The organism is Polynucleobacter sp. AP-Elch-400A-B2, assembly GCF_018688355.1.
Taxonomy (GTDB): Bacteria; Pseudomonadota; Gammaproteobacteria; order Burkholderiales; family Burkholderiaceae; genus Polynucleobacter.
Window position 1 is genome coordinate 1,425,057 of record NZ_CP061317.1, and the last position, 18,913, is coordinate 1,443,969.

16 protein-coding genes and 1 tRNA gene are annotated in these 18,913 nt (G+C 46.9%); 4 read left to right on the top strand and 13 right to left on the bottom strand.

Translation table 11 applies throughout. The annotated features are described in order from the left end of the window. Position 1: 1 nt before the first annotated feature. Both FD977_RS07360 and smc read right to left on the bottom strand, forming a co-directional pair. On the bottom strand, positions 2–1,042 hold the full coding sequence (locus FD977_RS07360; RefSeq protein WP_215304586.1) for a cell division protein ZipA C-terminal FtsZ-binding domain-containing protein: 1,041 nt from the start codon (positions 1,040–1,042) through the stop codon (positions 2–4). Between the two features lie 18 nt (positions 1,043–1,060). Further along, the gene (gene smc, locus FD977_RS07365; protein WP_215304588.1) at positions 1,061–4,582 is read right to left on the bottom strand and encodes a chromosome segregation protein SMC; all 3,522 of its coding nucleotides are present in this window, start codon (positions 4,580–4,582) and stop codon (positions 1,061–1,063) included. 174 nt (positions 4,583–4,756) lie between these two features. Here smc and dapD point away from each other — a divergent pair, with 174 nt between their 5' ends. The 3 genes from dapD to prmB are packed head-to-tail and all read left to right on the top strand — an operon-like array spanning position 4,757 to position 7,688. Further along, positions 4,757–5,584: a 2,3,4,5-tetrahydropyridine-2,6-dicarboxylate N-succinyltransferase gene (gene dapD / locus FD977_RS07370; RefSeq protein ID WP_215304595.1), complete on the top strand. Its 828-nt coding sequence runs from the start codon at positions 4,757–4,759 to the stop codon at positions 5,582–5,584. A gap of 17 nt (positions 5,585–5,601) precedes the next feature. Next, a complete protein-coding gene (dapE, locus tag FD977_RS07375) occupies positions 5,602–6,753 on the top strand; it encodes a succinyl-diaminopimelate desuccinylase (protein WP_215304597.1) in 1,152 nt (383 codons plus the stop codon). 38 nt (positions 6,754–6,791) lie between these two features. Then, positions 6,792–7,688: a 50S ribosomal protein L3 N(5)-glutamine methyltransferase gene (gene prmB, locus FD977_RS07380; protein WP_215304599.1), complete on the top strand. Its 897-nt coding sequence runs from the start codon at positions 6,792–6,794 to the stop codon at positions 7,686–7,688. A 25-nt stretch (positions 7,689–7,713) separates the two neighbouring features. Here prmB and radA read toward each other — a convergent pair whose 3' ends face one another. The 3 genes from radA to FD977_RS07395 are packed head-to-tail and all read right to left on the bottom strand — an operon-like array spanning position 7,714 to position 11,529. Then, positions 7,714–9,078 (bottom strand): DNA repair protein RadA, encoded by a 1,365-nt coding sequence (gene radA, locus FD977_RS07385; protein ID WP_215307091.1) that lies wholly within the window; start codon positions 9,076–9,078, stop codon positions 7,714–7,716. A gap of 4 nt (positions 9,079–9,082) precedes the next feature. Beyond that, positions 9,083–9,592: a hypothetical protein gene (locus tag FD977_RS07390; protein ID WP_215304601.1), complete on the bottom strand. Its 510-nt coding sequence runs from the start codon at positions 9,590–9,592 to the stop codon at positions 9,083–9,085. Further along, the gene (locus FD977_RS07395) at positions 9,589–11,529 is read right to left on the bottom strand and encodes a potassium transporter Kup (protein WP_215304602.1); all 1,941 of its coding nucleotides are present in this window, start codon (positions 11,527–11,529) and stop codon (positions 9,589–9,591) included. The genes FD977_RS07390 and FD977_RS07395 overlap by 4 nt, the downstream gene beginning before the upstream one ends. Before the next feature lie 156 nt (positions 11,530–11,685). Between FD977_RS07395 and FD977_RS07400 the strand changes: the two genes are divergently transcribed. Continuing rightward, positions 11,686–11,762, top strand: a tRNA-Met gene (locus FD977_RS07400). Between the two features lie 97 nt (positions 11,763–11,859). On the opposite strand, the gene FD977_RS07405 is transcribed toward FD977_RS07400, so the two are convergent. The 8 genes from FD977_RS07405 to FD977_RS07440 are packed head-to-tail and all read right to left on the bottom strand — an operon-like array spanning position 11,860 to position 18,880. Next, positions 11,860–12,501 (bottom strand): DUF6803 family protein, encoded by a 642-nt coding sequence (locus FD977_RS07405; protein ID WP_215304604.1) that lies wholly within the window; start codon positions 12,499–12,501, stop codon positions 11,860–11,862. A gap of 58 nt (positions 12,502–12,559) precedes the next feature. Beyond that, positions 12,560–12,895, bottom strand: coding sequence for a hypothetical protein (locus FD977_RS07410; protein ID WP_215304606.1), 336 nt, complete (start codon positions 12,893–12,895; stop codon positions 12,560–12,562). A gap of 52 nt (positions 12,896–12,947) precedes the next feature. Further along, complete coding sequence (locus tag FD977_RS07415; protein WP_215304608.1) at positions 12,948–13,340, bottom strand: type II toxin-antitoxin system HicB family antitoxin; 393 nt, start codon at positions 13,338–13,340, stop codon at positions 12,948–12,950. Beyond that, complete coding sequence (locus FD977_RS07420; protein WP_215304610.1) at positions 13,337–13,531, bottom strand: type II toxin-antitoxin system HicA family toxin; 195 nt, start codon at positions 13,529–13,531, stop codon at positions 13,337–13,339. The genes FD977_RS07415 and FD977_RS07420 overlap by 4 nt, the downstream gene beginning before the upstream one ends. 50 nt (positions 13,532–13,581) lie before the next feature. After that, the gene (locus FD977_RS07425) at positions 13,582–16,071 is read right to left on the bottom strand and encodes a DNA internalization-related competence protein ComEC/Rec2 (protein ID WP_251369460.1); all 2,490 of its coding nucleotides are present in this window, start codon (positions 16,069–16,071) and stop codon (positions 13,582–13,584) included. A 4-nt stretch (positions 16,072–16,075) separates the two neighbouring features. After that, positions 16,076–16,936, bottom strand: a complete 861-nt coding sequence (locus FD977_RS07430) for a TatD family hydrolase (RefSeq protein ID WP_215304612.1) — start codon at positions 16,934–16,936, stop codon at positions 16,076–16,078. Then, positions 16,933–17,628 carry a lipoprotein-releasing ABC transporter ATP-binding protein LolD gene (lolD, locus tag FD977_RS07435; RefSeq protein ID WP_215304614.1) on the bottom strand — a complete coding sequence of 232 codons (696 nt, stop codon included), beginning with the start codon at positions 17,626–17,628 and terminating at the stop codon, positions 16,933–16,935. The genes FD977_RS07430 and lolD overlap by 4 nt, the downstream gene beginning before the upstream one ends. Further along, the gene (locus tag FD977_RS07440) at positions 17,621–18,880 is read right to left on the bottom strand and encodes a lipoprotein-releasing ABC transporter permease subunit (RefSeq protein ID WP_215307093.1); all 1,260 of its coding nucleotides are present in this window, start codon (positions 18,878–18,880) and stop codon (positions 17,621–17,623) included. The genes lolD and FD977_RS07440 overlap by 8 nt, the downstream gene beginning before the upstream one ends. Positions 18,881–18,913 lie beyond the last annotated feature (33 nt).

Genomic DNA, 18,913 nt, shown 5'->3' on the forward strand with positions numbered 1-18,913 from the left:
CTCAGCTAAAAAGCCTACTGGCAGCAGAAGATCCAGCAGGAACACCGTTTCTCTCGAGATTTTCATATAAACCATCGAGGTGTTTACGAATGCTTTGAATAGAAATTTCAGATAAATTGATGCCGTTGTCATCGACTAAACGACCCTGAGCAACTTGTGCAATTTCAAGGCCCTCTGCCAGCATGCGCTCGAATGCTTTCTCCTCAAAGGAAACCAAAGGCAGCTCAAGAAGTAAGGTCAGTTGCTGCACAGGCTTGCCAGGGTTCAGGTCATTACTGCTAAAAATAGGTGCTCGATTACTAAAGTACTCATAAGTGCGGCCGCTGCGCGACAAGATAAATCCACGTTGACGCATCAAAGAATCAAGACTATTCCAAGAGTATGCTTCATCAAATAGTACATTGATGCTCAATTGAATATCGCTTTCAGCAGCCATGAAATCCAAATCTTTAGCCTTATCCAACATCGTAGTTACGCTTGGCATATCAATCTGCGAGCCAAGTGTTAAGGCAAGCGCCTGAGCTCTAGAACAAAAGTCGGATAACTCCAGCACGCCTATGGGACCACGACGACTTGCTAATTGAATAGCAAGCTGAAGCTCTGAATAAGAAGAGTCAGGCATAAGCAAACCCCATGCCTCAGAAGAGCCATGATCCACATTGAAACCCTCGCACATCCAACGGGCTGATGATGGAGCAGATAAATCTTCCCAGGAATGTATTTCCTTTAGGATCTCTGATCCGATGATTGACTGGGAAAAGCGTAAAGTAATAACACAATCTATTCTTGGATCAATCGTAAAGACTGGCAAGGCGCCTTGTTTAAAAACTGGTTCAATCTGTTCGCCAGGAATAGGGTCAGCAAAACCGGCCTTAAAAGTTGGTTCACGCGCACTTCGCTCAGTGGCGTAATACTCAACGCTCGCTTTTGCTTTACGCAGCGCGCGAGCATATTTAACATTCAGAATAGCCACTAAAATCAGAATCAGCAGGCCAATAACCGCCAAAGCGAACTGCAAGTCAGACAAACCCAGTGCTGTCATGATTTGCTCTAGATCCACTTAAGCTGCCTCCACCATCGATACCGCGGAAGAGATATCCACCGCCACAATACGGGATACACCCTGCTCTTGCATGGTGACGCCAATCAACTGATGAGCGATTTCCATAGTGATCTTGTTATGTGAGATGAATACAAATTGAGTCTTACTGGACATTTTGGCAACCATCTGCGCATAACGCAAGGTATTCGCATCATCCAATGGTGCATCAACCTCATCAAGCAAGCAGAACGGCGCTGGATTGAGTAGGAAGAGAGAAAAGACTAGGGCAATTGCGGTTAGCGCTTTTTCGCCGCCGGATAACAAATAGATGGAACTAAGTTTCTTGCCTGGAGGCTGAGCCATGACCTGAACACCAGCATCCAAGATCTCCTCACCAGTCATGACCAACTCCGCATGACCACCACCAAACAGCTCGGGAAATAACTTACCGAAATGTATATTGACCTGATCAAAAGTACCCTGCAAGAGATCGCGGGTCTCTGCATCAATCTTGGCAATTGCATCTGTCAAAGTCTGCATGGCTTCATTCAAGTCAGCCGATTGGGCATCTAAGAACTGTTTACGCTCACGTGAACTGGAGAGTTCATCTAAGGCAGCCATGTTGACTGGGCCCAAAGATTGAATCTCTGTATTGAGGCGATTTACTTCAGTTTGCAGCCCGCCTACCTTCAGATCTGGGCTAAAACTCACTTCAAGTGCAGATAGATCCGCTTCAGCCTCAGACAGCAAGGTTGCAAACTGTTCAAAGTTCAAACGGGCAGCCTGTTCGCGCAACTGTAAGTCGACCACTTTATCGCGCATGGGCTGAAGACTGCGCTCAATCTGCAAGCGCACTTCATCAGCTTCACGCAATTGATGCAACAGGGCGTCTTGTTCTGTGCGTGCGTTAGCCAATGCTGCCTCACGAGCACTGCGAGCCAGAAGCAATCCTTGTAATTTATCTTGAGCTTCTTCATCGCTGAGAGTTTGTAGCTCTTGCTCAGAAGTGGCCTGCTTATCCTGAATCTCCATGATCTGTACACGCGCAGTACTTTGGTCACGTTGCAAGTCTGAAATACGCTGTTGTAAAGAACGGGTTGAAAATGCTGCTTCTTGGGCAGACATTTCTGAAGAGCGTAAGGATTCGCGAAGGCGATCGCGCTCTTGGGTAGCTAGCTCTAGTTTTTCTTGAGCAATAGCTAAATTCTCTTGCAAGCCCTGTTTGGATTCTTCTGACTGAGCGAGCTCTTGTGAAGATTGCTCTTGCACTTGAGTCAGTTGCTCTATTTGCTGACGCAACTCACTTAACTCACCCTGGATTTGTTCAGCGCGTTGGCTATACTTTTCTTCAGCCTGAGTTAACTGCATTCTCTCTACTTCAAAGCCGTGTACTTCTTGCACGGCATGCTCTGCGGCAATACGGGTTTGCTCAGCAGCTTGATGGGCGGCTTGGTAATTAGCAGCACATTGATCCAGCTCACCCTGCAACTCACTCTGAATTAATTTCTGTGCACGTAATTGCTTCTCGAGACCTTCCATCTCTTGAGCGCGAGCCAACATGCCAGCTTGCTCAGAGTCTGCTGCATAAAGCTGCACACCCACACGACTCACTAAGTGGCCTTGTTGAGTAACAAAAGTACCGCCAGCAGGTAACTTCTCACGGCGATGCAATGCATCTTCCAAACTATTGGCAATATAGATGTTATCTAACCACTCTTGCAATACAGCAGCTACGCGTGGTGCGCCTGCACTTTGAACGCGAGTTAACAAGGGTGTGAAATCTGCTGGCACGGTAGTGTGCGCAGGAGAAATGTCTTCTGTGAGCAAGATCGCTAAACGACTTGGAGGCGCATCATTCGCTAAGGCTAGTGTTTCCTGAACGCTCTTAGCTGTAACAGCAGCTAAGCGCTCGCGCAACACGGACTCCAAGGCAGCTTCCCAACCACTCTCCACCTTGAGCTCTTGCCACAACCGCTTACTCTCTTTTAAGCCCTTACTCTCAAGCCACGGACCAATCTTGCCTTGAGCTTGAACACTGGCTTGCAAGGCAGTTAATGCAGTGAGTTTGGCTTCGGTTTGCGCTAACTCTTGGTTAGCAGATTGAATTTGTTGTTGTGCTGTATTGCGAGCTTCATCAGCCGCAGGAACACGTTGTTGCGCCTCACCTGCTTTTTGTCTCGCTTCATCTACCTTACGCTGAGCCATCGCATGACGATCAATGGCCATTTGCAATGCTTCAGCATCAGGTCTACGCATACCAGCGAGTTCAGCCTCAAGACGGGTATCGCGCCCCTTGAGCTCTTCTACTTGTGAAGTAATGGCTTTAACGCGCTCACCCAAACTAGCCAAGCGCTGATCAATCGTAGCTAAGTTCTCGCGCGCATCATTGAGTTCGCGCGCATGAATTTGATAAGCCTCTTCACGGGCTGGCATCTGCTCTTGTAAGCCAGATAAGTCCGCGATTAATGTTTGCTCTTTTTCTGCAGCTAGGCTGAGCTCATGCTCAGCAGTGCGCTGCGCTTGCGCTGCATCGGTTTCTTGAACAGTCCAACGCTGCAGCTGAGCTAGTAAATCTTGAGATTGCTGCTGCAAACGCTGGCGTGCTTCTTGCACGTAACGAATTTGTGACTCTACTTGACTGACATCAGCATTTGTTTGATACAAATCGCCTTGAGCTTGAGAAACTTTATCTTGTAGAGCGTACTGCTCAGTACGCATTGTCTCGAGCTCAGTCTCCACATGACGCATTTTGGCAGTCTGTTCTTCTAAACTCACTTGCGTGTCACGAATACCGTTAGCATGACGCTCTTGCTCCTTGCCAGCTTCAGTCTGACGTACAAACCAGAGTAACTGCTGTTGCGACTTCATTGCAGCAGATAATTCAGCATGGCGCTCAGCAACAGTAGCCTGCTTCTCTAAACGAGTGACCTGTTGATCGAGCTCACGCAGAATATCTTCTACGCGTACTAAGTTTTCTTTTGTATCTTCAAGGCGGGAGGCAGTTTCTTTACGGCGCTCTTTGTACTTAGAGACACCAGCTGCTTCTTCCAAGAACACACGCAACTCTTCCGGCTTTGCTTCCAAGATGCGATTGATAGTGCCCTGTCCGATGATCGCGTAGCCTCTTGGACCCATGCCGGTACCCAAGAAAATATCTTGAATATCTTTACGGCGAACGACTTGATTATTGACGTAATAACTAGAATTACCATCACGCGTCAAAACGCGTTTGATGCCCAATTCTGTAAAAGCACTCCACTGACCTTGAGCGCGTCCTTCTGAATTATCAAAAATGAGTTCGACGCTGGCACGACCCGAAGGTTTACGTAAACCAGAGCCATTAAAGATGACGTCTTGCATTGATTCGCCTCGTAATTCACTTGCGCGAGACTCACCCAAAACCCAGCGCACGGCGTCAATGATGTTCGACTTTCCGCAACCGTTAGGTCCCACAACACCGATCAATTGACCTGGCATTTCAAAATGGGTTGGATCGACGAAGGACTTAAAGCCGGAAAGTTTGATGGATTTCAGTTGCACGGCGTACTTTGCAGGGAAAAAGGGGGTTCAAATAAGGGGGTAAAAATTATTACTAAAGTGGGAAGATGATAGCAAGCTTAAGGCTCCCCACACGGGTTTTTGCCTCACCGATATAATGATCAATCTATATCCAGGGACAAAACCCCTTAACAATCTGATAGTTAACTGAAAAGCATGAGCAAATCACCACAAAGCATCATCGATCAAGCCTGGGAAAACCGCGCAAACCTGTCTCCTGAGGCCGTTTCCGGGGAAATCCGTAACGCCGTGAACGCCGTACTCGAGGGCCTCAATACAGGCACTATTCGCGTGGCTGAGCGCCTTAGCGTTGGTAAATGGGAAGTAAACCAGTGGGTCAAAAAGGCAGTTTTGCTGTCTTTCCGCCTGGAAGACAACAAACCTATGGGCGCTGGTGGCTATACCCAGTTTTACGACAAGGTACCGAGCAAGTTTGAGAACTACACTGCCGAAGACTTCGCCAACGGCGGTTTCCGCGTGGTTCCCCCAGCAATGGCTCGTCGTGGCTCATTTATCGGTAAGAATGCCGTTTTAATGCCTTCCTACGTCAATATCGGCGCTTATGTCGGTGAAGGCACCATGGTCGATACCTGGGCAACCGTAGGCTCATGTGCCCAAATCGGTAAAAACGTACATCTTTCTGGTGGCGTCGGTATTGGTGGTGTTTTGGAACCAATTCAAGCTGGTCCAGTGATTATTGAAGATAACTGCTTTATTGGAGCCCGCTCTGAGGTCGTTGAAGGCGTCGTTATTGAAGAAAATGCTGTTCTCTCTATGGGCGTTTACATTGGTCAAAGCACCAAGATCTACGACCGCGAAACCGGTGAGATCCATTACGGCCGCGTACCAGCAGGTTCTGTTGTAGTTCCAGGCTCCCTCCCCTCTGCTTGTGGCAAGTACAGCCTGTACGCCGCAATCATTGTGAAAAAGGTGGATGCTCAAACTAGAGCTAAGACTGCGATTAACGAACTCTTGCGTGATTAAGTTTTAAAGCTAAATACATGAGTGCCACCCTAGAGTTAACTGAAGCCCTTATCTCCTGCCGTTCGGTAACCCCGGCGGACGGAGGTTGCCAGGAACTCATTGCCAAACGCCTTCAAGCCATTGGCTTTCACACAGAGAGCGTTGTGAGTGGTCCTGATAATTTTCAGGTGACTAATTTGTGGGCAATCAAAAAAGGTGCATCTGGAGATCAGGGCAAGGTCTTAGTGTTTGCTGGCCATACGGATGTTGTGCCTACTGGCCCATTAGAAAAATGGACCAATGATCCGTTTTCCCCAACCATTAGAGATGGGATGCTCTATGGTCGTGGCGCTGCAGATATGAAAACCTCTCTCGCGGGATTTGTGGTCGCGACCGAAGAGTTTGTTATCACCCACCCTGATCACAAAGGTACGATTGCCTTTTTGATTACCAGTGATGAAGAGGGTCCAGCCAACGACGGCACTGTCATCATGTGCGAGCGCTTGCAAAAGCAAGGTCAGCGTTTGGATTACTGTGTCATTGGTGAGCCAACTTCAGTTGATCAACTCGGTGACATGATTAAGAACGGTCGCCGTGGATCACTCTCGGGCAAGCTTCAAGTTAAAGGTATTCAGGCGCATATTGCCTACCCTCACCTGGGTAAAAATCCGATCCACTTGTCTGCGCCAGCGATTCAAGCGCTCGTTGAGACTGAGTGGGACAAGGGTAATCAATATTTCCAGCCTACGAGCTTTCAAATCTCCAACATTCATGCGGGTACTGGTGCGAATAACGTGATTCCTGGGGAGTTGGTAATTGATTTCAATTTCCGCTTCTCTACCGAGAGCAAGCCAGAAGAGTTGCGCAGTCGCCTAGAGGGCATTCTCACTACCGCAGGTCTCGACTTTGAAATTGATTGGGTCTTAGGTGGCAGTCCATTCATTACCGGGGATGGTGCTCTTGCTGGCGCCCTACGTAAGGCCATTAAAGCTGAAATGAAGATTAATACAGAGCTCTCCACCACTGGCGGTACGAGTGATGGTCGATTTATTGCGAAGATTTGCAATGAGGTGGTTGAGTTTGGTCCGCTCAATGCGACTAGCCATAAGATTGATGAGTGCGTGATTGTGGACGATGTGGTGCCACTCAAAAATATCTACCGCAAGACACTTGAGCAACTTGTTGCTTAAGGCTGTCTCGTCAATTACCTTTCTGATAAATACTCCTTATGGACCCTGCGCCCCAGCAATCTCTGACGCTTGATCAATGCATTGATCAGATTGCACAAGAACTAGAGACGGCAGATTTGCATTATGGTCATGGTGCCATTGATGCACAGAGTGAAGCTCTCTGGATTGTCAGTAAACAACTTAACTTAAGTCCTACAGATGCACTGGATCACTTAGAGCAAGTGATGAGTGCTGAGCAAATTGCTCAGGCGCTTGAGGTGACACAAACCCGCATCTCCACACGCAAACCACTGGCTTATATCCTGGGTGAAGCTTGGTTAATGGGTGTACCTTTTTTCTCTAGTGAACAGAGTATTATTCCCCGCTCCTGGATAGCCGAGCTCATCGTAGATGGCTCGCTAGAACCTTGGTTGCCGGCTGATGGCAAAGCCCTAGACCTTTGTACCGGCAATGGCTCTTTAGCAATTTTGTTAGCTTTAACTTGCCCCGATATTCATGTGAGTGCATGTGACATTAGCTTGCCTGCATTAGCAGTGGCATCACGTAATCTCGATCGTCATGGCCTGACTTCACAGATAGAACTGTTTGAGGGCGATCTCTGGAATGCACTCCCAGAACCCCATGAAGATAATCTCTTTGATCTCATCATTTGCAATCCACCTTACGTCAATGCCAACTCGATGAACGCCCTGCCAGCTGAATACCATGCAGAGCCTGCTCTTGCATTAGCTGGCGGCGATGATGGCATGGATCTGATTCGGAAGATTATTGCGGGCGCTCCCGACTATCTATCTGAACGTGGTGCAATTCTGATTGAGATTGGTAATGAGTATGAGTACTTTAAAAAAGCCTTCCCTCAAATTCCTGTCATCTGGATGGAAGTATCTGCGGGCGATGAGCAAGTGCTACTGATTCAAGCGGAAGACTTGCGCTAAATTCAATTCTGAGACTTAGCTTAGCTTAGCTCAGCTCTGCTGCCGCAGAGATCGCTTGATCAATACGCTCTACTGGGATCACTATTAATCCTGGAATCTTAGTCTTCGGCATATTGGCCTTCGGAATAATGGCTACAGTAAATCCGAGTTTGGCAGCCTCTTTCAGGCGCTCCTGACCACGTGGGCAGGGACGAATTTCCCCAGCTAAACCAACCTCACCAAATACGATCAACTCTTTAGGTAAGGCCTTGTTGCGAATCGAAGATTGAATTGCCAACAACACTGCTAAGTCAGCTGCTGGTTCTGAGATCTTCACGCCACCTACTGCATTTAAGAAGACGTCTTGATCAAAGCAGGCAACACCGGCGTGACGATGCAGTACCGCCAAGAGCATAGCTAAACGGGCTTGCTCTAAACCAACGGCTAGGCGGCGAGGATTTGGAATATGCGCTGTATCTACCAGCGCCTGAATTTCAACCAAGAGCGGTCGACTACCTTCTTGTGTCACCAATACGCAGGCACCCGGCACCATCTCCGCATGCTGAGAAAGAAAAATTGCTGAAGGGTTTGCAACGCCACGTAAACCTTTTTCAGTCATAGCAAATACACCAAGCTCATTGACTGCGCCAAAACGGTTTTTAATCGAGCGCACCAATCTAAAGGAGGAATGCGTATCACCCTCAAAATACAAGACGGTATCAACAATGTGCTCGAGCACACGGGGGCCGGCTAAATGACCATCCTTAGTAACATGCCCCACCATCAAGACACAGATACCGCTAGATTTAGCGGCTCTGGTTAATTGCGCAGCACACTCTCGCACTTGGGCAACCGAACCTGGAGCTGAGCTCAATACTTCTGAATACAAAGTCTGAATGGAATCGACCACCAAGACCTGTGGCTTGACCGTATCCATAATAGATAAGAGCTTTTCTAACTGAATCTCAGCCAGCACCTCTAATTGCGGCGCATCGAGCGCAATACGTTTGGCACGTAATGCAATTTGCGCCGCAGATTCTTCACCACTGCTATAGAGCACGTTCATACCTGCAGCACTCATCTCAGCAAGGGCTTGGAGTAAGAGAGTAGATTTGCCAATGCCAGGATCACCACCCAACAGCACAACGCCACCAGGCACTAATCCGCCACCTAATACGCGATCAAACTCTTCTACACCCGTGCTAAAGCGCGGAAGATCTTCAGCAGATATAGCGGAAAGCTTTTGACGAGGGAGCGACTGTGCCAGCCCCTGAAAGCGGGTATTTGAGCTGACCTCAGGAACACCCTCTTCCAAGGTATTCCATGCCTGACATGAGGGGCACTGCCCCTGCCATTTAGCAGAGCTGCCACCACACGACTGACAGATATAGATTGTTTTTATTTTGGCCAAAGGATTAATCGAGCTGAGTGCCCGCTTTGTTTTCTTGAGCACGCTTAGGCGCATCTTTACGGCGTTGCTCTACATCTGCTGCACGAGCAGCGGCTGCTTTTTGTTTCTCTTCAAATTCTTTTTGATTGGACATGCGCTCAGCTGCTTTTTCAGTAGAGGCACGTTCAGCAATCTTAGCAGCATCACGTTGATCTTTAATGCTAGCCCGTAACTTACGCTGCACTTCATGCAACTCTACTTCTTGCACACGTATGGGATCAATCTCTTTACGATATTGTGCCCGCGAATCTTTTAGGCAGTCATTAACCCAATACTTTTGATAGCACTCGAAGTTGGCTTTATCCCAGCGATACTTAGCCCAATCACGTTGTAACTCAAGATCACGTTCAATCTTATCCAATTGCTCCAACTGCGCTTCCTCGGCCGGAGTCGCTAACGACAGAGTGCTGAAGAAGCAAACTAACAAAAAAACGCCGAACGAGCATACTGTGCGCAAAGAAAACAGCTTGCTCAAATCTCTACCTTTGCACCAAGCTCAACTAAGCGATTAGTAGGAATCTTAAAGAAGTCAGATGGCTTGGCTGCGTTTTGCATCATCCAACCAAACAGCTTCTCTCTCCATAAGGCCATCCCAGGATTTGCCGATGGAACGATAGTGTCACGTGCAACAAAGAATGAGGTATCCATTAAATTAAATTCAATATTTTTCTGCTCACTAAGTAATGACAATACCTTATTGATGTCGGGCGATTCTTTAAAGCCATAAACCGCTCTGACTAAGAATATATTGCCGCCCAAATCGTTGATGCTCAGTCGCTCCTGATCATTAACGTAAGGCACGTCCCATGTGCTGAGCTTCACAAAAAAGATGCGCTCATGCATGACCCGGTTATGTTTTAAGTTGTGCAACATTGCGATTGGCACATAATCAATGTGCGCGGTTAAAAAGATAGCTGTTCCCTCAACACGGTGTGGAGGATGGGCCAATAAACCAGCCACAAATTCCTGTAAATGGATCGATCCTGCAATCAATTTATCGCGCAAGAGTTTGCGGCCTCGATACCAGGTGATCAAGCAAGTAAAAATCAATAGGCCCAGGAATAATGGGTACCAACCGCCATCTTTAATCTTAATTAAATTGGCCGTCCAGAATGCAAAATCCAAGGTAAAGAACACTACAGTTAAGGCAATCACTAGCAAGATATTCATCTTCCATTCGCGATACATCACTACTGCTAGTAGAACAGCCGTGATCATCATGGTCGAGGTTACTGAAATACCATAAGCCGCCGCCAAGTTAACCGACGCTTTAAATTCGATGATGGTAACTATCACCATGAATAACAAAGCCCAGTTCACTACAGGCACATAAATTTGCCCCTGCTCAGAATCCGATGTATGCATGATAGTCATCCGCGGCATGAAACCGAGCAAGATGGCTTGACTCACGAGGGAGTAGGCTCCAGAAATAACTGCTTGAGAAGCAATCACGGTCGCTGCTGTTGCCAAGCCTACCACTGGCCATAATGCCCACTCTGGAACCATTAAGTAAAATGGATTAGCGGCAGCTTCTGGATTAGACAACAACAATGCGCCCTGACCTAGATAATTAATTAACAGGCTAGGTAACACAATTAAAAGCCAAGCGTAACGCACAGGGTTACGACCAAAATGACCCATATCTAAATAAAGTGCTTCAACACCAGTCACTACCAATACGACACCGCCCATCACAATGTAGGCGACAGTAGGATGGTCGATGATAAATTGCAAAGCATGTGCAGGGTTGAGAGCACCAATAATTTGTGGTGCAGCCCCTATATTAATCACCCCAAGAACGGCCAGCACAATAAACCATAACAGCGTAATAGGGCCAAAAAGTTTACCCACTGCTGCCGTGCCATATCTTTGGATACAAAAGAGTGCAATAAGAATTGCCAACGATATTGGCAAAATAAATTTGTGCAGACTCGGTGTTGCAATCTCAATGCCCTCTACAGCAGAAAGTACCGAGATCGCTGGGGTAATCACGGACTCGCCCAGTAACATGCAAGATCCGAGCATACCTAGAATCATCAAACAGTAATAAGTTTTAGAGTCGCTCTTAAAGGACCTCAAGGCTAAAGTCATGAGGGACAGCACTCCACCCTCACCTTTATTGTCAGCCCTCATCACAAAGATCACATATTTAACAGTAACGACAAGAATTAATGACCAAATCATCATGGCAATCACGCCAAACAGTGCTTCTGGTGAAAATGCAATACCGTGATCTGGATCAAAGCATTCTTTGAGCGCATATAAAGGGCTGGTGCCAATATCTCCAAACACTACACCAATGGCAGCCAACATCATCGTTCCCAAGCCTTTTTTATTAGTATCGTGATCACCATGCAGATCAACGGGCTTTAATAAATCAGAACTTGAAAACTCAGGATTGCTAATGGACATCTCATCACCTTTGAGAAATATTGTGTTGCGGTATGTTACACCTTATGCAGACTGACTCTCAAGTCATATTTCTGTTTAAAAACCGCTTTTTTAAGCACCAAATTAAGGAATAGCTCGACGGCGAGGTTAAAAAAATGCTAGAATTACAGCTTCAGACGCGGGGTGGAGCAGTCTGGCAGCTCGTCGGGCTCATAACCCGAAGGTCGTAGGTTCAAATCCTGCCCCCGCAACCAAACAGTACAAGGCTTCTAGGTCAATTGACTCAGAAGCCTTTTTGCTTTCTCGGGATCATGTAGTTGCCATGTACAGAATGCATGGCAACGTTAGAGCTTAGTGCATGTGACTTTTGGGGTTCATGGGCATCTTGTTGGGATTGCTATTGGGCATATTTCCACCATTCATCATCTGCTGGTGAATTGCTTTCATCTCTTCATGCATTGCTGGATCGCAGTACTCATGACCGGCGCTACTGGTGCCACCACCCATTTGATGCGTGTTAGCACTCTTGTACCCCAATAAGGCAGGATCAAGCATTCCGGCAATCATGGCAATGTGTCCAAAGACCAAAAACAAGGCAACGCAGATCGCATGAATTTTCAACTTACCCATTTGATCTAAGGCTTTGTTCACAAAACCAAACTCTTGCAGGGCAATCCAAATCAGAGGTAAGCCACCAACCAGATAACTAGCAACCGCAATTACATCGATAGCGGTACGCCATTCATTATTTTTGGTGATGGGTAGTACTGCAGTAGTCATTAAGTATGCGATAACGCCAATGAAATACAACCCCACCGTTGTACCCGCAAATCGATTCAGGTGATAGACAAAGCCATCGAACTTTCGGGTAAACAAAATATATAACTCAGTGATTGCTAGAGTCTCAGCAAGCACTATCGGTATAGCCATAAAGATTAGTAGGTTCCAAGGCTGATTATCAGCCAATAGCTCCATGTAGTGAGTCATGTTCATTACGATTCTCCAAAACGAAAATTATCAAAAGGCATCTCAATGCCACAATCAAAAGTGATTACAGATAATTTCTGGGAGGCTTGTAAATGGATTCGGCAATATTGGATGCGGGTGTTGAAGCGTCGCTGTGTAAGTAAACATCGACCTGCTGTGATGCAAAAAACTCAGGTGAAACACTCAGAATAGCAACTACTGCACAGCAATAATGGGTAGCGCTAGCATTAGTACTAGACTTACCATCCTCAGTGAGGCCAGCAGATGCCGCCTCTTGGCAGTGATCATGACTCGATGCTACAACAACACTACTAGCTACATTTAAATCAACAGGCATCATCGCAGCGTTAATTTGGCTAACGAAAAAACTAAAGAAGAGAAGTGCGATGAATTTCTTCATACTTTTAGTTTACGCTGAATATCAATATTAGGATGCCAAAAGATCGGGCACATCAAGCAGTTAGTGCCAAATGTGCAATAAATGCAGATCTGTTTTCTCCAGCCTTTTTTGCTTTTGCATCTAATCTTGCCAATACTCTTTTTGGCAGGGTGATATTTATTCGCTCGATTTCATCCGAAAGCAATGCTGGATCAATTTCCACAATCGCCCAAGCCCAACCCTTATATTCTTTTTTCTTCTGTAGTTCTCTTAGGGAGCTAGGCTTTGGTATTGCTTGACCTCTATCTAAAGCCATCTCAATCCAAAGCTCTATAGCCTCTTTGGCCTGATCTATTGCTTCATCAAGGCCGCTATCAGCAGCAGAAAAACAACCAGGCAAATCCGGGACAACAACTCCCCATGCATTTTTCTCGCTTCCAGGCTCAATCGCTATTGGATATTTCATCTAAGACCCTCCCTTAATCCGGCTTGTTTCAGTATTTTTTCTGCCAACCCCAAACCCAAATCTTTTTTTGGATGTGGGATACAGACATGTCCAGACTTTGTTTTATGAGTAAATATGTGATGCGATCCTTTTGTTCTGCTCAACACCCATCCTTCACCCTTCAAAAGCTCAATTAGCTTTTTGCTATGCATTGACCTCCCTTATATTATACACATCATACACACAACACAATTCATTTGCTCTAGCTTGGCTCTCGATGCCATAGTCGCCTGCTATCCTGTCGCCAAAATAGCAACTCATCTTGCTTACGCTCTGATTTGGCCGGAAATTTCCAAACCTGTGCACCAGTAGTTGGTGTTTGATAAAACGGAATATTCATACTTTGGTATCGGGCGGTGACTGTAGGGTGTGGATGGCCGTATCGATTGCGATAACCGTTCTGTGCAAATGCTTCATCGGGACTGAGTGCCGTTAAGAGCTCTTGCGAAGAAGATGTTTTGCTACCGTGGTGTGGCGCCATGAATATCAAATTCTTATCCTTTAAATGATTGAGTGCTGTTGGGGTTAAGCGCTCAGTGATTTCTGCTTCACCCTGCTTTTCTACATCACCCGTTAACCAAAATGAAGTTACTTGATTGCGAACTTCCAGAACGCAACTGACTTCATTGGGCTTTCTGGGGTGCTGATCCTCAAAAACTGTATTCTCATGTGGATGCCAAATCTGAAAGTCCACCCCATCCCATGACCATTGCTGACCAAAGCGACAGGGAATCGCGGGGATCTTTCTGTCCTCTAAATTGGCGAGCAAGGGGTTAGTACTGGGTAAGGATCCCATCATGGAATCGAAGCTCATTTCTTTAAGCAGAGTTGCAGCGCCTCCAATGTGATCGCTATCACTATGGCTAATCACCATGCGATCAATGTGATGAATTCCTCTACCCCTCAAGTAAGGCAAGATGATTCTTTGCCCAGCATTGTCTTTTCCCTGAATAGGTCCGGTGTCGTACAGCAGTCGTTTTGTTTTGGTTTCAATCAGGACGGCTGTACCCTGGCCGATATCCAATACGGTTGCGCGAAACTCGCCTTTTGCCAAATGGTGATTAGTCAGTGGCTCAATGAATAGGGTTACACACAATACGAGACCCGCTACTCTTGATATCCAGCTCTCTTGAATAGATCCAGGACGAATCGCTATGATGATTCCGATAATGGATAAGGCTATCGCCCACCAAGCAGGCTGGCTAGACCAAGCAATTGACCATTTCCAGTTCGCCATCCATGTAAGCATGATGGCCAAGTAGTCCATCGTGGCATGCGCTGGTATCAACAACCATTTGCCAAAGAAGTCAGGCAGCAAAGCACCAGCAATTGCAAGAGGCGTCACGATATAGCTCACTACAGGAATAGCAATAGCATTTGCCAGTGGCGAAACAATCGAGGCTTGATAAAACCAATATAAGGTCAATGGTAAAAGTGCGATAGTGACAACCGTTTGCACTCGGCAAGCCTCACGGAGTGCCTGAATCATTCTATCTTTCCAATGCACTTCCAACTCTCTACCGGTAGGCAAGCCCAATAAACCATCGGAATCTTGCATGGCATACAAGATCGCCGCTACCGCTCCAAACGACAGCCAGAAACCTGGCGTGTAAGGTGCCATCGGATCAATGACTAGTACAAAAAATAGAGCCCACCACCAAATATCAAATGAGCGAGGATTTCTGCCGGACCATAAGGCAAATGCAACTACCCCAACCATGTACATCGTTCGCTGCGCCGGTATTTGAAAACCTGCCAGCCATGCATAGATGAAAGCTATCAAAAAACCTACTGCAGCAGCAACCTTACCAACCGGAACCCAGAGTGGTAGCGTGCTGCGACGCCAGAGAAAAGTGGCAAGCATGGCACCAAATCCAGCCAACATCGTGACATGGAGCCCTGATATGGAGATGAGATGTCCAATACCAGTAGCATTAAATACACGCCAATCATCTTGGTCGATTGAATTTTGATCGCCCATCACCAGGGCAGCAATCACACCGCCATAGCGAGCATCTTTTGGTAATAAGCGCTGAATCTTTTGCCTTAACTTCCAGCGCTGATACTCCATGGCTAGCGCAAATTCTGTAAAGGCGATATCTTTCTCAAGGATTAACTTTCCTGACCTGACTGATCCACTGGCACCAAAGTCTTGATGGAAGGACCAACGCTCAAAATCAAAAGTATGGGGATTGAGAGACCCGTAAGGTCTTTTGATTTTGACCTTCAATTCCCAGCGTTGCCCTGGAATGACTTCTGGTACATCCTGAGGATTCCGCCATGCGGGCTGCCAACTCAAATAGATCTGCGTAGGAAAAGATTCAATCAGCCCTTTACCTAAGAATGCCTGATCTACCTCAAAAGAAAACTTGGCACCACTGGGTGAGCTCTGTGGCAAGGCATTGACTCTGCCCTCAAGCACAAGGTCTTTACCCTCATACTCGATTGGGAGAATATTATTTAAACGACCTTGCGCATAGTCTGCATTCCAAGCAAACCCCAAGGTGCAACAACAGATTGCTATTAATACGCTACTAGCATTACGATATCGAATCGATGAGCGATTGAGGTAAACGCCTAATAGAGAAATGATGATGGTCGTCGCACATATCCAACCCCAATACCCTGGCACAGCAGGTAAAAATAGAAGTAGCGATCCCCCGGCGATAAACGCCGCAATATTGGTACGCAAGTTATTAAGAAGCGGATTGTAGGTTTGGGTTGTCAGTCATGAGGGATGACCAACGGGGTAATGCTTGCATGGTGTTTTGCCAGACTGCTTTTGAAAATACATCCTCACCGATTCCACGAATGCCCGCTAATTCCTGAGTAATTCTGGGGAGCAAAGCAGGTTCATTGAACTTGCCGCCCTCCTCTTTTAACCAGGCTGGCGGAATGTCAGGAGAGTCGGTTTCGGTAACGATGCAATCTAATGGCATCTCTTGCAGAAGTCGTCGAATCTGCAAAGCTCGATCGTAGGTAGCTGCGCCACCGAAGCCTAACTTAAATCCGAGCTCAATAAATTGCTCAGCTTGCTGATGGCTGCCATTAAAAGCATGCGCGATACCGCTAGGAATAGTTCTTTTACGCAGCGCTTTCAGAATGGCATCCTGTGAACGACGCACATGCAAAATCACTGGTAACTGAAATTGCTGCGCTAAATCTAATTGCTTGTGAAAGAAAAACTCTTGACACTGGGGATCAAGCCCTTCGACAAAGTAGTCAAGGCCAATCTCACCAACACCCACAAATCGTGGATCATATAATGATTGCTCAATCTGATTTTTAAGAGTCTCGATATCGCCCTCTTGAGCACGATTGATATACAACGGATGAATACCTAGCGTGTAGACCAATCCTGGAATTTGCTTACCGTACTGGTTGGCTAAATGTTTTGCTGGGCCCCAATCAGAAGCCTGAACAGTAGGTAGCAAAATAGCTTTAACGCCTTTATTCGCTGCACCTGAAATAATCTCCGGAAGAATATCTATGAACTCTGACGCATCTAAGTGGCAATGGGTATCCACCCATGCAAGTTCTTTATTCACTTCGCTCATTGTGCGAAGGTCTTTAATACTCCGCGCTCTAAATGCAAAATCCGGTCACAACGTTTCGCGCGAATAGGATCGTGAGTGACGATCACAAAAGCTGTGCCCTGCTCACGAGCAATATCTAACATCAAGTCAAATACACCATCGGCAGTTTCGGTATCGAGATTACCCGTCGGCTCATCTGCCAGAACACAAGAGGGGTTACCAACTAATGCACGGGCAACTGCAACACGCTGACGCTCACCACCAGACAGTTCACCAGGTGTGTGCTGAACACGCCTCGCTAAGCCAACTGCATGCAGCATCGTATTTGCTCGCTCCATAGACTCTTCGTTACTCAGGCCACGAATACGCAAAGGCAAGGCGACATTCTCAACGGCGCTGAATTCATCTAGGAGATGATGGAACTGGTAAATAAAACCCAGATTGTGATTGCGTAGTTGATCTAATTTGCTTACTGACAATTTATGGAGATTCTGCCCAGCAAGCATGACAGTACCAGCGCTGGGAGTATCTAAGCCGCCTAATAGATGCAACAAGGTACTTTTACCTGAGCCTGAGGACCCAACAATGGCGACCTTCTCAGAAGCGCTTACCTGCAAATCAATTTCTTTCAAAACATCAACTGCAGTCGGTCCCTTGCCATAGGTCTTTGCCAGACCTGATGCACTCAGAATAATTTGATTGGAATCACTCATAGCGCAATGCCTCCGCAGGCTGAACTTGAGCGGCTCGTCGACTTGGATATAAGGTGGCTAATATGGAAAGGCCAAAAGCCATCAAACCTACTATAACGACATCAGATAAACGAACATCCGATGGAAGCTCGCTAATGAAGTACACATCCCGTGGCAAGAAGCGTACGCGGAAGATGGCTTCAATTGCAGGAACAATCACATCAATATTTAAAGCAATCAGGAGACCCAAGCCAACCCCGGCTAGAGAGCCTAGTAAGCCAATTGCTAAACCTTGCACCAAGAAGATTCTCTGAATAAGTCCTGGACTCGCGCCCATCGTTCTTAAGATAGCAATATCAGCCTGCTTCTCATTCACCGTCATTACAAGGGTGGATACCAAATTAAAAGCGGCAACCGCAATAATCAAGGTCAGGATGATGAACATCATCTTTCTTTCAGTTTGAACAGCAGCAAACCAATTTCGATTGGAACGTGACCAGTCGCTCACCCACAAGGCTTGTGGCACAACTTGAGCTAACTCAGCAGCAATCTCTGGAGCACGCTGCATATCATCGACCTTCACGCGCAAGCCAGATGGATCTTGCAAGCGCAGTAAAGCGGCGGCATCTTTCCAATGCATGATGGCTAGAGAGCTGTCGTATTCATAATGACCGCTATCCACGATGCCGACTACTTGTAGCGTCCGCATTCTGGGCATGGCGCCTGCCGGAGTGAGATCACTCTCTGGCACGATCAAATTAATACGATCGCCAAGGCGAGCACCAACCATATTGGCAAGCTGAGCGCCTAAGGCAACCCCAAAGGCGCCTGGTTTTAAATCATCGATGCTGCCGGTAACAAACTGCTTAGGTAAATCAGAGACCTTACCTTCCTCGCTGGGTAATACGCCACGAATTGAGACGCCACGCATGACGTTCTCGCGACTGAGTAAACCTTGCGAACTAACCATCGGAGCGACACCTACTACGTGGGGCTGAGCAGCTACCTTGAGTGCAACGGGCTCCCAATTGGCTAAGCCATCTGGGGCAGTAATTTCAATATGAGAAAGGACGGACAGCATGCGGTCACGCACTTCCTTCTGGAAGCCGTTCATAACTGAGAGCACCACAATCAGGGCGGCAACGCCCAAAGCAATGCCAGCAGTGGAGATTCCAGAAATAAAAGACAGGAAGCCATCACGCTTACCTACCGTCTTGCGACGCTTAGATCGGGTGTAGCGCAGGCCAATTTCCAGTTCAATAGGAAGTCTCAACATGCTTACAGTTTAGTGAATTAAACGAGCAAA